At 72.6% G+C, this 15,143-nt stretch carries 8 protein-coding genes; 6 read left to right on the forward strand and 2 right to left on the reverse strand.

What is annotated here, in order from left to right; genetic code table 11:
• Both ACH4UM_RS26710 and ACH4UM_RS26715 read left to right on the forward strand, forming a co-directional pair.
• On the forward strand, nt 1-3,024 hold the full coding sequence (locus ACH4UM_RS26710) for an SUKH-4 family immunity protein (RefSeq protein WP_398184221.1): 3,024 nt from the start codon (nt 1-3) through the stop codon (nt 3,022-3,024).
• 234 nt (nt 3,025-3,258) lie between these two features.
• A complete protein-coding gene (locus tag ACH4UM_RS26715) occupies nt 3,259-4,146 on the forward strand; it encodes a cellulose-binding protein (protein WP_398184224.1) in 888 nt (295 codons plus the stop codon).
• A 128-nt stretch (nt 4,147-4,274) separates the two neighbouring features.
• Here the strand turns inward: ACH4UM_RS26715 and ACH4UM_RS26720 are convergent, their stop codons facing one another.
• Together ACH4UM_RS26720 and ACH4UM_RS26725 are read right to left on the reverse strand one after the other, a co-directional pair.
• Nucleotides 4,275-5,888 carry a cation acetate symporter gene (locus tag ACH4UM_RS26720; RefSeq protein ID WP_398184227.1) on the reverse strand — a complete coding sequence of 538 codons (1,614 nt, stop codon included), beginning with the start codon at nt 5,886-5,888 and terminating at the stop codon, nt 4,275-4,277.
• Nucleotides 5,885-6,322, reverse strand: coding sequence for a DUF485 domain-containing protein (locus tag ACH4UM_RS26725; protein WP_398184229.1), 438 nt, complete (start codon nt 6,320-6,322; stop codon nt 5,885-5,887). Before ACH4UM_RS26725 ends, ACH4UM_RS26720 begins: the two co-directional genes overlap by 4 nt.
• Before the next feature lie 692 nt (nt 6,323-7,014).
• On the opposite strand from ACH4UM_RS26725, the gene ACH4UM_RS26730 reads away from it, so the two are divergent.
• The 4 genes from ACH4UM_RS26730 (at nt 7,015) to ACH4UM_RS26745 (ending at nt 15,129) form a co-directional block, all read left to right on the forward strand.
• Complete coding sequence (locus tag ACH4UM_RS26730) at nt 7,015-7,803, forward strand: ABC transporter ATP-binding protein (protein WP_398184232.1); 789 nt, start codon at nt 7,015-7,017, stop codon at nt 7,801-7,803.
• Nucleotides 7,800-10,370 (forward strand): ABC transporter permease, encoded by a 2,571-nt coding sequence (locus tag ACH4UM_RS26735; RefSeq protein WP_398184235.1) that lies wholly within the window; start codon nt 7,800-7,802, stop codon nt 10,368-10,370. The genes ACH4UM_RS26730 and ACH4UM_RS26735 overlap by 4 nt, the downstream gene beginning before the upstream one ends.
• A 226-nt stretch (nt 10,371-10,596) precedes the next feature.
• Nucleotides 10,597-14,151: a transcription-repair coupling factor gene (mfd, locus tag ACH4UM_RS26740; protein WP_398184238.1), complete on the forward strand. Its 3,555-nt coding sequence runs from the start codon at nt 10,597-10,599 to the stop codon at nt 14,149-14,151.
• Nucleotides 14,152-14,307: 156 nt separating this feature from the next.
• Complete coding sequence (locus ACH4UM_RS26745) at nt 14,308-15,129, forward strand: HNH endonuclease family protein (protein ID WP_398184240.1); 822 nt, start codon at nt 14,308-14,310, stop codon at nt 15,127-15,129.
• Nucleotides 15,130-15,143: the final 14 nt, after the last annotated feature.

Here is a 15,143-nt window from a genome sequence, read left to right on the forward strand (position 1 = left end):
ATGGTGACGTTCGCGCAGGCGCAGGAGCGCGCGGAAGAGTGGATCAACGGGGACGTACCGGCGTATCAGCACCGTGAGGTGCGGGTGCGGGAGTTCGAGCTCGGCTTCGTCGTCTGGGCGGAGGACCGCGAGGGCGGGCCGCGCTCGGAGGGCGGTGCGCAGCGGCTGGTCATCGCCCGTGACAGCGGGGAGGCCACGCTGTGGCCCGCGCTGCCGGTGGGTGAGGTGATCCGCCGGTACGAGGAGGAGTACGGCCGCCCGGAGCCGGTCGAGGACGCCATTGCGGCGCCGCCGGCCCGGGTGGACCTGAACCAGACGTCGTTCCTGCTGAGTCCGCCCGAGTGGCTGCAGGAGGCGGCGGACAAGTTGGGGATCCCGGATCGGCGCGCCGGGGCCGGGGCCGGTGCCGAGGCCGGGAGCGGGGCTCCCGCGGCCGGTGCCGGGTCAGGGTCCGATGCAGGGTCCGGTGCAGGGGCCGGGCTCGGTTCCGGGCTCGGTTCCGGTGGTTCCGGTACGGCTGCTGCTTCGTCCGCGGGTGCTGCGGCGGGCGCTTCGCTTCCGCAGACGCAGCCCGGGGTGCCGACGGGTACGCCGGCCGGAGCGACCCCGTGGGCCGGTACGGACACCAACGCCGATGGCGGCGAGGACCGTTCCGTACCGCTGCCCGCGACGGTGTTCGCGCCGCCGCTGAGCGACTCCGGCGACGACGCGCCGCCCGCTGCCACGCCGGACGCCAAGACGGCACTGATGGCAGGCGGCAGCCAACTCCCGCGCACGGCACTTGCACCGGTGCTGGACGACGCCAACGCCGCGGGTGGCCCCGGTTCTTCACCTGGCGCGGCTCCGGGTGTCCACGGCGCGCCCGGGGGCACCACACCGCCGCCTCCGCCGGGCGGGCCGTCGTACGGGTATCCGCAGGGGCCGGATGCCCCGGGTGCCATGGGCGTCCCGGGGACTCCGTCTCCGCCACCGGTTCCTGGCGGTCCGGGGACTCCGCCTCCGCCGCCGTTCCCGGGTGGCCCGGGGACTCCGCCTGCGCCGCCGGGCGGGCCGTCGTACGGGTATCCGCAAGGGCCCGGTCCGGCCGGTTCCGGTGTTCCGGGTGGCGCGGCGGTCCCCGGCACTCCGCCGGCGCCGGCTGCCCCGGGCGGGCCGCAGGCTCCCGGCGGTCCCGCTGGTCCCGGGCGGCCGCTGCCGCCGAACGCCGGTGACATCGCCGACGCCGCGACGAGCAAGGCCGCGCCTCCGCCGCGCCGTGGACGGGGCGGCTCGACCGCGCCTCCGCCGCCGGGTGCCCCCGGGGCACCGGGCGCGCGGCCGGGCGGCGCCCCCCTCTCGCCGCCGCCCGGTGCGCCGGGTGCCGGGGCGGGCGGATACGTGCCGACCCAGCTCGTCTCATCGCTCGGTCCCGACGGCCCCGAAGGTCCTGCCGGTCCGGGCGCACCGGGAACTCCGGGCGCACCGGGAACTCCGGGCGCGCCGGGAACTCCGGGCGCGCCGGGAACTCCGGGCGCGCCGGGAACTCCGGGCGCGCCGGGAACTCCGGGCGTGCCGAACCCGCCCGGCGGTACGCCCCCGGGTGGCGTCCACCACGCCGCCACGATGCTTGCCGACCCGAGCCGGCTCGGCGGCGCACCGCAGCCCCCGGGTGCCCCCGGTGCCCCCGGCGGTCCCGCTGCGCCAGGAGCCGCCCAGGGCGCCGTGCATCACGCGGAGACCATGCTGGCGGCACCGCCGTCGGGCGGTCCCGGCGCGCCCCTGCCGCCGCAGGCTCCTGGCGTGCCCGCCCCTCCGGGCGTCCCCGGCATGCCTCCGGGGGCTCCGCAGCCGATGCCGCCCGGTGCGCAGCCCCCGCCGCCGATGCCCCTCGGCGCGATGCCGCCGCCCGGTCACCCGGTATCCGGACCGCCCGCGCCGGTGCCCGGACCGCCCGCCCCCGGCCTGCAGCCGCCCGTACCGGGTCAGCCCGTGCCCGGCCTGCAGCCGCCCGTACCGGGTCAGCCCGTGCCCGGGCAGCAGCCTCCGGCCTACGGCTACCCCCAGCAGGGGCAGCCCACCGTCGGTCCCGGCTACCAGGCCGTGCTGCGCTACCGCGCGCAGGACGGTTCCGAACAGCAGTTGATCCGGCGTTCCGCGCCGGGCACCCCGCACCCGGAGTGGCAGATCTTCCACGAGCTGCGCGCGATGAACGTGCCGCCGGACCAGGTGCTGGAGCTGCACACGGAGCTGGAGTCGTGTCAGCTGCCGGGCGCGTACTGCGCGCGGATGATCCGTGAGCAGTGGCCGCAGGCGCGGATCACCTCGATCGCGCCGTACGGCACCGACCATGCGAGCCGTCAGCAGGGCATGCGGCAACTCCTCGTCCACCAGGGCGAGTTGCACCAGGTCGCCGATGGGCCGGCCCGCCCGGCGCCGGTGCGTGCGCCGCTGCCGCCGGTGCAGGCCGCGCCGCCGGTTCCCCCGGAGGCGATCGCGCAGGAGCTGGCGGCCGCCTTCGGGCCGGGGGTGTTCCGGTTCGAGCAGGCGGCGGTCTCCCGGCAGGGCGTGCCGCCGGTCGTGGCGCACACGCTGGTGGTCGCGGGGCTGCCGATGGACCTGGGCCCGTTCTTCTGGGCGCAGGCCCAGCCGGGGCGCCCGGTGCCGACGCTGGCGGAGCTGGCGGCCGAGCGCGGGGTGCAGCCGGCGCCGGACGCGGGTTCGTACCTGGTGATGGGCAGCGACTTCGGCAAGGCGATCTGTGTGCAGTACGGCACGGCGCACATCGTGGCGGTGCCCGTGGAGGCGGGGCCGGGCGGTACGTCCGTGCCGCCGCAGTTCGTGAACACCGGGCTGCCGGAGTTCGCCCGCTGCCTGGCCCTGCTCGGGCGGATGTGGCGGCTGCGGTACGGCCTGAACCAGGAGCAGGCGGGCCGCTGGACCGTCGACTTCCAGGCCCAGCTCGCCGCGCTCGACCCGGCGGCGCTCGGTTCGCCCGAGAGCTGGTGGTCGGTGCTGCTGGAGCAGATGTGGGACGGGCTGCTGTGAGGGTCTGACGAAGTTCCGCCGCCGCGGGTGTCCGCCGCCGCGGGTGTCCGCGCGGTATGGGGCCGGGCCCGGTCATATGACCGGGCCCGGCCTTTTTGCGCTCGTCCGCCGAGCGAGAGCGAATCGCGTGTCCGGAGTGTCGCGTTATGAACATTTCTGGTCAATAGCCCAAGATATGCGCCAAATCATCATGTCGCATCCGTTCGGCTGGGTTCCGGCGGAGAGGGGTTCAGGATGAGCAGCGCATCGGTGTCGCCCCAGGAGTTCGTGGTCGTACGGGGGCGTGGCTACCGGCCCGGCCAGGTGGACGCGTACGTGGCGGCCCTCTCCGACGACCGGGACGCCGCCTGGGAGCGTGCCGCCCGGCTGACCGTCCTGGCCAGGAACATGGAGGCCGAGCTGGCCCAACTCCGGGAGGCCGTCGCACAGCTCGGCGAGCAGACCTACGAGCCGCTCGGCGAGGGTGCCCGGCGGCTCTACGAGATGGGGCGGCAGGAGGCGCGGGCCGTACGGGAGGGCGCGCGGCTGGAGGCGGAGCGCCTGGTGGAGGGAGCGCGGGCGCACGCGGACAGCACGCTCGAGGCCGCGCGGGAGTACGCCGACGCCGTACGCGCCGAAGCCGAAGAACGCGCCCGCCAGCGACTCCTCGCGGCTCAGGCGGAGGCCGACGAGCTGCGGATCTCGGTCCGGCGTGAGGCGAAGGCGTCCCGCGGCGAGGCGCTGGCCGCGCTGCGGGAGATGCGGCAGCGGACCTTCGGGATGCTCGGCGAGCAGGCGCGGGAGCATGCCGAGCGGTTGGCCGAGGCCGAGCGGGAGGAGGCCGAGTGCGAAGCTGCCGCCGACGCGGAGCAGGCCGCCCGGATCGAGGCCGCCGAGGCGGCGCTGGCCGAGGCTGCGCGGGCGCTCACCGACGCGGAGGCCGCCGCGCGCCGGGTGCCGGACGAGGCGAGGGTGCGGGCGGCGGAGGTGCTCGCCGCGGCGAGGGTGCGGGCGGAGCGGATCGCGGGGGACACCGAGCGGGTGCTGCAGGAGCACGGCGAGGTGTGGGACGACGTGCGGGCTCAGATGGACACGGTGCAGAGCAGCATCACGGCGCTGACCGGGAGGTCCTGGGCGGAGTAGCGGCCGGGCGACGGCGGTCCGGTCGTACGCGGTCGCCGGGCGGCGGCGGTCCGGTCGTACGCGGTCGCCGGGTCCGGCGCCGCGGCGGCCGCAGGGACGACGGCCACGCGCTCCGGCGCGGGCGCCGCTCAGCTGCTCCTGCGGACCGCCCCCGCCAGGATCCAGCCCTCCACCGCCTCGTACTGATGGCGCTGTTCCTCCGCCTTCTGCCGGCCGGAGGCCAGGGTGCCCAGCCAGCCGAAGAGGAAGCCGAGGGGGATGGAGGCAAGGCCGGTGGTGGTGAAGGGGAAGAAGTTGAAGTCGGCGTGCGGGAAGGCCGCGACCGGGGAGCCGGACACCAGGTTGGTGCCCGGCATCAGCAGCAGGACCGCCAGCGTGCCGCCGATCAGGGTGCACAGCAGGCCCGTTCGGGTGTAGCGGCGCCAGAAGAGGCTGTAGACCAGGGCGGGTGCGATGGCGGAGGCGCCGAGGCAGAAGCTCAGGGTCACCAGCGGCTGGAGGCTGCGGTGCTGGACCAGCGTGGCCAGCAGGATCGTCGGGATGCCCACCGCCAGTGCGGAGAGGCGGGCCAGGGTCATCTCCCGGCGCGCCGGCATCTCCCGCACGCGGGTCGCGAGGACGTCGTGGGCCAGGGAGTTGGCGCAGGCGAGGATCATCCCGGCGACCGAGGCGAGCAGGGTGAGGAAGAGGGCGGTGGTGACGGTGGTGAAGAGGAAGGTGCCGCCCGCCGAGATGTCCGTCCCGAACGCCGCTCGCGAGCCCAGCAGGTACGCCGTGTTGCCCTGCGGGTCGGCCTGCGCGATCACCGCCCGTCCGATGAGCGCCGTGGCGCCGAACCCGACGGCCGTGACGACCAGTACGAACAGCGCCACGCTGGACACCGCCCAGGACATCGAGCGCCGTACCTGCCGTGCGCTGGAGGCGGTATAGGTGCGCATCGTGATGTGCGGCAGGCACGCGCCGCCCAGGACGACCGTCAGCTCGGACGTGATCATGTCCAGGCGGGGGTTGGCGCCGCCCGCGAACTCCAGCCCCGGGTGCAGGAAGGCGGGCCCGACCCCACTCTGCCGCGCGGCCGTGTCGAACAGCGTGCCCGGGTCCCAGTCGAACCGCCGCAGGATCAGTACGGCGACCACCGCACCGGACCCCAGCAGCATCACGATCTTCACGATCTGGATGAGGGCCGTCCCCTTCATCCCGCCGATCGCCGCATAGCTGATCATCAGCACGCCCAGGCCGATCACGCAGCCGGTCTTCAGCGAGTCGCTGGAGAAGCCGAGGACGAAGGCAAGCAGCTGGCCGGTGCCGGCCAGCTGCACCAGCATCAGGGGCACCAGCGCCGCGATGGTCACCGCGCACGCCGTGACCCGCACCGCCCGTCCCGGCATCCGCCGGGCCAGCGCGTCCCCCATGGTGAACCGGCCGGCGTTGCGCAGGGGTTCGGCCAGCAGGAACATCATCAGCATCAGCGACAGCGCCGTACTGAGCGCCAGCACGATCCCGTCGTACCCGCACAGTGCGATCACCCCGCCGGTGCCCAGCACGCTGGCGGCGGAGATGTAGTCGCCCGCGATGGCCAGGCCGTTGCGCATGGGGGACAGGGAGCTGTAGCCGGTGTAGAACTCGTCGAGGTCGTCCCGGTCCGGTCCCGTCATCACGCACAGCAGCAGCGTGACGGTGGCGACGCTCGTGAACGCCAGCAGGGACATCGTCTGCGCCGACCCGCTGAACTGCGTCGTCATCGCGCCGCCTCCCGCTTGGCGTCCAGCTCGGCCTGCTTGCGGATGCGGTCCGCGATCGGGTCGACGTACCGGCGCGCGGTGTGCTCGTAGAGGGCTATCGCCAGCCAGGTGACCGGCAGTTGGGCCAGCGCGAGCAGCAGCCCGGTGGGCAGTCCGTCGGTGGCCTCGCCCGTCATGAAGTCCGGTGCGAAGGCGGAGAGGACGAGGAAGAGGGTGAAGTATCCGAGCGCGGTGAGCGTGGCCACGCGCCGCTGCCGGCGGTAGGCGCTGCGCAGGATCCGCAGGTCGCTGTGGTGGCCGAGCGCGGGCCGCCGCGGCAACCGCTGCCGGGCGGGCTCGGATTCCGGTCCGGGGGGCCGTGGCTGCCAGGGATAGGTCGCGTACGACGGCGACGAAGTGTGCCGGGGGTAGGGGTACGAGGGGGACGAGCCCATTGGGGAGTGGGGGTACGACGGGGACGAGCCGGTCGGGGGGCAGGGGTACGACGGGGACGAACCCGTTGGAGGAGGCGGGTACGGCGGGGACGAACTGGGTGGGGAGTAGGGGTACGGCGGGTGTGATGCGAGCGGCTCGTACGACATCCCAGGCTCCTCGAGTGGCGGCTCTGGCAGGGAGTTGGGGGGTGCGAGTCACGCACGCTACTCGGCGGTGCGGGGATACGCGGCGTTTTGGCCAAACTGGTCGGTCGGTATGCGCTTGTCGCCCCGGAGCGTGCCCGACCTCGGGTGTTACCCGCGTTAACTCGGACTTGTGGCGGGCGTTGCCCCGTCCTTGACCCTGACGCGGCGTGAGGGTGGAGGGTGAGTGGGCCGGAGGGTGGAGGCAACCCTGAGAAGACGTCCACCCTCCGGTGGACGGCCCCTAGGGGTAGCTCCGTACTGAGGGTCGGGGAGGGTTCGTACCGACGGAGGACGAGAGGGCGGGCCGGTCCTCCTTAACCTGGTTTTACGCCGCGGGGGGCGGTGGACGCACCGACGGGGGGTGGGGTTTTCCCCAGCGCAGGACTGCGACGGGCACCAGCGCGCCGCAGGCTCTTGCCGACCACACTCGTCACCGGCAGCACATGACCGGCAGCACATCACCAGCGGCACGTAACGCAACCACTCATCGACATAGGAGACATACCGTGACATCGGCTGTGACCATTCCCAGGCACGGGGGTACTGGAGGGCCTACGGCCGTTGCCGCGCGGGCGCGGCAGGTCGTGAAGGCGTACGGGACCGGGGAGACCCGTGTCGTCGCCCTCGACCACGTCGACGTGGACATCGCCCGCGGCCAGTTCACCGCGATCATGGGCCCCTCGGGGTCCGGCAAGTCCACGCTGATGCACTGCCTCGCCGGGCTCGACACCGTGACGAGCGGCCAGATCTACCTGGACGAGACCGAGATCACCGGCCTGAAGGACAAGAAGCTCACGCAGCTGCGCCGGGACCGGATCGGCTTCATCTTCCAGGCGTTCAACCTGCTCCCGACGCTCAACGCGATCGAGAACATAACCCTGCCCATGGACATCGCCGGGCGGAAGCCGGACAAGGCGTGGCTGGACCGGGTGGTGGAGACCGTGGGGCTCGCCGGCCGGCTCAAGCACCGGCCGAACCAGCTCTCCGGCGGCCAGCAGCAGCGCGTCGCCGTGGCCCGGGCCCTGGCCGCCCGCCCCGAGATCATCTTCGGTGACGAGCCGACCGGAAACCTCGACTCCCGCGCGGGCGCCGAAGTGCTGGGCTTCCTGCGCCGGTCGGTCGACGAGCTGGGCCAGACCATCGTGATGGTCACCCACGACCCGGTGGCCGCCTCCTACGCGGACCGGGTGCTGTACCTCGCCGACGGCCGGATCGTCGACGAGATGTACCAGCCGACGGCCGACCAGGTCCTGGACCGCATGAAGGACTTCGACGCCCGGGGGCGTACGTCATGACCGTCCTGAAGACCTCGCTGCGCAACTTCTTCGCGCACAAGGGACGCATGGCGCTCTCGGCGATCGCGGTGCTGCTGTCGGTGGCGTTCGTGTGCGGCACGCTGGTGTTCACCGACACCATGAACACGACGTTCGACAAGCTGTTCGCGGTGACCGCCTCCGACGTGACGGTCTCGCCGAAGGCCGCCAAGAGCGAGGAGTCCCCGCAGAACGGCGTGCCCGAGTCCCTGCCGGCCGCCGCGCTGACCAGGGCCCGGCAGGCCGAGGGCGTCAAGTCGGTCGAGGGCGGCGTCAGTTCGGTGAACGTGACCGTCGTCAACGACGCCAACAAGAACATGGGTTCCTCGACCGGCGCCCCGACCATCGCCGCGAACTGGACCAGCAACGACCTGAAGTCGATGGAGATCACCTCGGGCCACGCCCCGCGCGGGCCGACCGAGATGCTCGTCGACGCCGACACCGCCGACAAGCACCACCTCAGGATCGGCGACGAGCTGCGCACCATCGCGCAGACCGGTGACTTCAAGGCGCGGATCGTCGGCATCGCCACCTTCAAGGTGACCAACCCCGGTGCCGCCATCGTATGGTTCGACACCCCCACCGCCCAGCGCGAACTGCTCGGTGTCACCGGCCGGTTCACCCACCTCAACGTCACCGCCGCGTCCGGCGTCCCGGACGAGCGGCTGAAGCAGAACGTCACCCGCGAACTCGCCGGGACCGGGTCGTACAAGATCCAGACGGCCAAGGAGAACGCCGACGAGAACCGCAAGAGCGTCGGTTCGTTCATGAACGTCATCAAGTACGCCATGCTCGGCTTCGCCGGCATCGCCTTCCTGGTCGGCATCTTCCTGATCATCAACACCTTCAGCATGCTGGTCGCCCAGCGCACCCGCGAGATCGGCCTGATGCGGGCGATCGGCTCCTCCCGCCGCCAGGTCAACCGCTCCGTGCTGGTCGAGGCGCTGCTGCTGGGCGTCGTCGGCTCGATCCTGGGGGTCGGCGCGGGCGTCGGCATCGCGATCGGGCTGATGAAGCTCATGGGCTCGATGGGCATGGACCTGTCCACCCGGGACCTGACGGTCAAGGCGACCACCCCGATCGCCGGCCTGGTGCTCGGTGTCGTCGTCACCGTCCTGGCCGCCTACCTGCCGGCCCGCCGAGCCGGCAGGGTCTCCCCGATGGCCGCGCTGCGCGACGCCGGCACGCCGGCCGACGGCAGGGCGGGCTGGGTGCGCGGCGTGATCGGCCTCGTCCTGACGGGCGCCGGCACCGCCGCCCTGTTCGCGGCGGCCACCGCGAAGAAGGCGAGCGACGGCTCGCTCGTCCTCGGCGCCGGCGTGGTCCTGACCCTGATCGGCTTCGTCGTGATCGGCCCGCTCCTGGCGGGCGGGGTGGTCCGGGTGATCAGCGCCGTGCTGCTGCGGGTCTTCGGACCCGTGGGCCGCATGGCCGAGCGTAACGCCCTGCGCAACCCGCGCCGCACCGGTGCCACCGGGGCCGCGCTGATGATCGGCCTCGCGCTGGTGGCCTGTCTGTCGGTGGTCGGTTCCTCGATGGTGGCCTCGGCCACCGCCGAGCTGGACAAGTCGGTCGGCGCGGACTTCATCGTCCAGGGCAACCAGCGGATCGTCCCGCAGGCCGAGCAGGCCATGGAGCACTCGCCGGGCCTGGCCCACGTCACCCGCTACAAGCTGCTCGACGCGGTCCTGACCTCGCCGGACGGCAGGACCGACGACCACCCGGTCACGGCCGCGGACCCCTCCTACGCCGACGATCTGCGCCGGACCACCACCGAGGGCACCCTGAGGGCCGCCTACGGCAGGGACGCCATGTCCGTCGGCTCCGACTACGCCAAGAAGCACGGCGTGCACGTCGGCGACACCGTCTCCGTCGCCTTCAAGGGCGGCAGGACGGCCAGGCTCAGGGTCGCCGCCATCACCGGCGACGACACCGCCCTCGACAAGGGCGCGCGCTACATGAGCCTGGCGACCATGGAGAAGTACGTCCCCAAGGACCGCGTCCCGCCGAACATGATCATGTTCGCCAAAGCGAAGGACGGCCAGGAGAAGGAGGCCTACGCGGCCCTGAAGAAGTCGCTGGAGCCGTACCCGCAGTACCAGGTGCGCGACCAGACCGACTACAAGCAGCAGCTGAAGGACCAGGTCGGCCAGCTGCTCAACATGGTCTACGGCCTGCTCGCCCTGGCGATCATCGTCGCGGTCCTCGGTGTCGTGAACACCCTGGCCCTGTCGGTGGTGGAGCGGACCCGGGAGATCGGTCTGCTGCGGGCGATCGGCCTGTCGCGCAGGCAGCTGCGCCGGATGATCCGCCTGGAGTCGGTGGTGATCGCCCTGTTCGGCGCGCTGCTGGGCCTGGGGCTGGGCATGGGCTGGGGCGCGACCGCCCAGAAGCTCCTCGCCCTGGAGGGGCTGAACGTCCTGCAGATCCCCTGGGCGACGATCATCGGCGTCTTCATCGGCTCGGCCTTCGTGGGCCTGTTCGCCGCCCTGATCCCGGCGTTCCGGGCAGGCCGGATGAACGTTCTGAACGCGATCGCAACGGAGTAGCGGGAGCGGCGATCACCGCATACGGGGGTTGCGGGGAGGGAGCCCGGTGTGGCGAAGTCGGCGGACTTCGCCACACCGGGCTCGTCACGTCGGCGCGGCGGCGGGACCGGGGTTGTCCACAGCCCCCACCCGGCAGGTGCCCGGCGTCGTACGCTGGAGGGACCCCCGGCCCGCGGCGCGCGCCGGGCCCTTCGCGTTGCCCACCCCCCGGACGGAAAGCCTCTCCATGAGCCTGCACGGTCTGCTCGACGCCGTCGTCAAGGACCCCGCCCTCGCGGAGGCGATCACCGCCGCCGCGGACGGCAATCGCATGCACGTCGACCTGGTCGGCCCCCCGGCGGCCCGCCCCTTCGCGATCGCCGCCCTGGCCCGCGAGGCCGCCCGTCCCGTGCTCGCCGTGACGGCGACCGGCCGTGAGGCCGAGGACCTGGCAGCGGCCCTGCGCTCGCTGCTGCCCCCGCAGGCCGTCGCGGACTACCCCTCCTGGGAGACGCTCCCGCACGAGCGGCTCAGCCCGCGCAGCGACACCGTGGGCCGTCGCCTCGCCGTGCTGCGCAGACTGGCCCACCCGAGCCCCGGCGACCCCGAGACCGGACCCGTCTCCGTCGTCGTCGCACCCGTGCGCTCGGTGCTCCAGCCGCAGGTCAAGGGGCTGGGCGACCTCGAACCGGTGGCCCTGAGAACCGGGCAGACCGCCGACCTGAACGACGTCGTCCAAGCCCTCGCCGCCGCCGCGTACTCCCGCGTGGAGCTGGTGGAGAAGCGCGGCGAGTTCGCCGTGCGCGGCGGCATCCTCGACGTCTTCCCGCCCACCGAGGAACACCCGTTGCGCGTGGAGTTCTGGGGCGACGACGTCGAGGAGATCCGCTACTTCAAGGTCGCCGACCAGCGATCCCTCGAAGTCGCCGAGCACGGCCTGTGGGCCCCGCCGTGCCGTGAGCTGCTGCTCACCGAGGACGTGCGCGGCCGCGCACGCGCCCTCGCCGAGCGCCACCCCGAGCTCGGCGAACTCCTCGGCAGGATCGCCGAGGGCATCGCGGTGGAGGGCATGGAGTCCCTGGCCCCCGTCCTGGTCGACGACATGGAGCTGCTCCTCGACGTGCTGCCCAAGGGCGCGATGGCCGTCGTCTGCGACCCGGAGCGGGTGCGCACGCGAGCGGCGGACCTGGTGGCGACCTCCCGGGAGTTCCTGCAGGCATCCTGGGCGGCCACCGCCGGTGGGGGCGAGGCGCCCATCGACGTCGGCGCGGCCTCCCTGTGGTCGATCGCGGATGTCCGGGACCGGGCGCGCGAGCTGGACATGATGTGGTGGTCCATCTCGCCCTTCGCCGCCGACGAGACGGTGTACGACGAGGAGGGCGACACCCTCAAGCTGGGCATGCACGCCCCGGAGACCTACCGCGGCGACACCGCGAAGGCGCTGGCCGACACCAAGGGCTGGCTCGCCGACGGCTGGCGGACGGTCTTCGTCACCGAGGGCCACGGCCCGGCCGCCCGTACGGTGGAGGTCCTCGGCGGGGAGGGCATCGCGGCCCGCCTCGACGCCGACCTCGGGGCGCTGTCCCCGTCGGTGGTGCACGTGGCGTGCGGCTGCATCGACCACGGCTTCGTCGATGCGGGGCTGAAGCTGGCGGTGCTCACCGAGACCGATCTGACCGGCCAGAAGGCGGCCGGCCGGGACGGCGCCCGGATGCCGGCCCGCCGCCGCAAGACCATCGACCCGCTGACCCTGGAGGCCGGCGACTACATCGTCCATGAGCAGCACGGCGTGGGCCGCTACATCGAGATGGTGCAGCGCACGGTCCAGGGCGCGACCCGTGAGTACCTGGTGGTGGAGTACGCCCCCGCCAAGCGCGGGCAGCCCGGCGACCGGCTGTACATCCCCACCGACCAGCTGGAGCAGATCACCAAGTACGTCGGCGGCGAGGCGCCCACCCTGCACCGCCTGGGCGGCGCGGACTGGACGAAGACCAAGGCGCGCGCGAAGAAGGCGGTCAAGGAGATCGCCGCGGACCTGATCAAGCTGTACTCGGCCCGTATGGCGGCTCCCGGGCACACCTTCGGCCCCGACACGCCCTGGCAGCGCGAGCTGGAGGACGCGTTCCCCTACGCGGAGACCCCCGACCAGCTGACCACGATCGCCGAGGTCAAGGAGGACATGGAGAAGTCGGTCCCGATGGACCGCCTGATCTGCGGCGATGTCGGCTACGGCAAGACGGAGATCGCGGTCCGCGCGGCCTTCAAGGCGGTGCAGGACGGCAAGCAGGTCGCGGTGCTGGTGCCCACCACCCTGCTGGTGCAGCAGCACTTCGGGACGTTCTCTGAGCGCTACGCGCAGTTCCCGGTGAACGTGCGGGCCTTGTCCCGCTTCCAGACGGACACCGAGGCGAAGGCGGTGCTGGAGGGCCTGCGCGACGGCGCGGTGGACGTGGTCATCGGCACCCACCGCCTGTTCTCCTCGGAGACGAGGTTCAAGGACCTGGGCCTGGTCATCGTCGACGAGGAGCAGCGCTTCGGTGTCGAGCACAAGGAGCAGCTGAAGAAGCTGCGCGCCAACGTCGACGTGCTGACGATGTCCGCGACCCCGATCCCCCGCACCCTGGAGATGGCGGTGACGGGCATCCGCGAGATGTCCACGATCACCACCCCGCCGGAGGAGCGCCACCCGGTGCTGACCTTCGTCGGCCCCTACGAGGAGAAGCAGATCGGCGCGGCGATCCGCCGCGAGCTGCTGCGCGAGGGCCAGGTCTTCTACATCCACAACCGGGTGGAGTCCATCGACCGCGCCGCCGCCCGGCTGCGCGAGATCGTCCCGGAGGCCCGTATCGCCACCGCCCACGGCCAGATGTCGGAGTCCTCCCTGGAACAGGTGGTGGTCGACTTCTGGGAGAAGAAGTCCGACGTGCTGGTCTCGACGACGATCGTCGAGTCGGGCATCGACATCTCCAACGCCAACACCCTGATCGTGGAGCGCGGCGACAACTTCGGCCTCTCCCAGCTGCACCAGCTGCGCGGCCGGGTGGGCCGCGGCCGTGAGCGGGGCTACGCCTACTTCCTCTACCCGCCGGAGAAGCCGCTGACGGAGACGGCCCACGAGCGCCTCGCCACGATCGCCCAGCACACCGAGATGGGCGCGGGCATGTACGTGGCGATGAAGGACCTGGAGATCCGCGGCGCCGGAAACCTCCTCGGCGGCGAGCAGTCCGGGCACATCGCGGGCGTCGGCTTCGATCTGTACGTCCGGATGGTCGGCGAGGCGGTCGCGGACTACCGGCGGCAGCTGGAGATGGGGGAGCCTTCGGCGGGAGGGGTGGAGGAGCCGCCGCTCGAGGTCAAGATCGAGCTGCCCGTCGACGCGCACGTCCCGCACGACTACGCCCCCGGCGAGCGGCTGCGTCTGCAGGCCTACCGGGCCATCGCCTCCGCCAACACGGAGGAGGACATCAAGGCCGTCCGCGAGGAACTCACCGACCGCTACGGCAAGTTGCCCGAGCCGGTCGAGAACCTTCTGCTGGTGGCCGGCCTGCGGATGCTGGCCCGCGCCTGCGGCGTCGGCGAGATCGTCCTGCAGGGCACCAACATCCGCTTCGCCCCGGTGGATCTGCGCGAGTCCCAGGAGCTGCGTGTCAAGCGCCTCTACCCTGGCTCGGTCGTCAAGCCGGCCGTGCACCAGGTGCTCGTCCCGCGCCCCAAGACCGCCAAGATCGGCGGCAAGCCGCTGGTCGGGCGGGAACTGCTGGGCTGGGTGGGCGAGTTCCTGGCGTCGATCCTGGGGTCGTAGGGCTCCTGCCGGAGGTGACGGGGCGCCGCCGGTACGCCCCGCCTGCGCCTTGTACCTCTTCGCCCCCCAAGTGGGCCGCACATCTTCCTGGTTACCGTGGGCACAGGAACGACAGGCCCCGCCCGGGGCGGGGTCGAAGAGGCAAGGGGAGGGATCATGGGCGTAGAGGCGCGCCGTGGTTTCGAGGGGCGGACCAGGCACCAGGGCGGGGTGCGCCCCCTGCTGCGCTGTGCCCTGGCGATGTGCGCCGCCGTGGCGCTCGTCGCCGGGTGCAAGGGCGGTGCCGGCGACGCCGGCCGCTCCACGGGAAGCGGGACGCCGGCACCCGCGCCGGTGTCGGACGGACACGCCGTCAGCCCGCTGAAGAACCCGGACGGGACCAGACCGGGCCTGGCGCCGCTGACGAGCGAGGCCGACAAGGCCGCGGCCCGCAGGCTCATCGGGTCGCTGTCGACGAAGGGGCGCGGGCCGAAGACGGGTTACTCCAGGGAGCGGTTCGGCTATGCCTGGATGGACACGGCGGACGGCGTCCCGTGGGCGCGCAACGGCTGTGACACCCGCAACGACCTGCTGAAACGCGACGGACAGGACGTGCGTTTCCGCAAGGGGTCGAACTGCGTGGTGGTCGCCATGACCCTGAGCGATCCGTACACGGGGCATACGATCCGCTGGGTCAAGTCGCATGCGACCACCGTCCAGATAGACCACGTGATGCCGCTGTCCTACGACTGGCAGATGGGCGCCGCGCACTGGACGAAGGACAAGCGCGAGCAGATCGCGAACGACCCCCTCAACCTCATTCCGGCGGACGGCCCCGCCAACTCCGCCAAGGGTGACTCGGGTCCGGCGACCTGGCTGCCGCCGAGCAAGGGTGTCCGGTGCGCGTACAGCGTGCGGTTCGCCCAGGTCTCCGTGAAGTACGGGCTGCCGGTGACGTCGGCGGACAAGCAGATGATGCTCCGGCAATGCGGCGGTTGACGACGGCGTGACCG

The organism is Streptomyces sp. NPDC020801 (assembly GCF_044334385.1).
GTDB lineage: Bacteria > Actinomycetota > Actinomycetes > Streptomycetales > Streptomycetaceae > Streptomyces.

Bases quoted from the DNA above. Each gene is read 5' to 3' on its own strand.
- ACH4UM_RS26710 (WP_398184221.1), top strand. From the start codon at position 1: ATGGTGACGTTCGCGCAGGCGCAGGAGCGCGCGGAAGAGTGGATCAAC.
- ACH4UM_RS26745 (WP_398184240.1), top strand. From the start codon at position 14,308: ATGGGCGTAGAGGCGCGCCGTGGTTTCGAGGGGCGGACCAGGCACCAG.
- ACH4UM_RS26725 (WP_398184229.1), bottom strand. From the start codon at position 6,322: ATGGGCTCGTCCCCCTCGTACCCCTACCCCCGGCACACTTCGTCGCCG.
- mfd (WP_398184238.1), top strand. From the start codon at position 10,597: ATGAGCCTGCACGGTCTGCTCGACGCCGTCGTCAAGGACCCCGCCCTC.
- ACH4UM_RS26715 (WP_398184224.1), top strand. From the start codon at position 3,259: ATGAGCAGCGCATCGGTGTCGCCCCAGGAGTTCGTGGTCGTACGGGGG.
- ACH4UM_RS26735 (WP_398184235.1), top strand. From the start codon at position 7,800: ATGACCGTCCTGAAGACCTCGCTGCGCAACTTCTTCGCGCACAAGGGA.
- ACH4UM_RS26720 (WP_398184227.1), bottom strand. From the start codon at position 5,888: ATGACGACGCAGTTCAGCGGGTCGGCGCAGACGATGTCCCTGCTGGCG.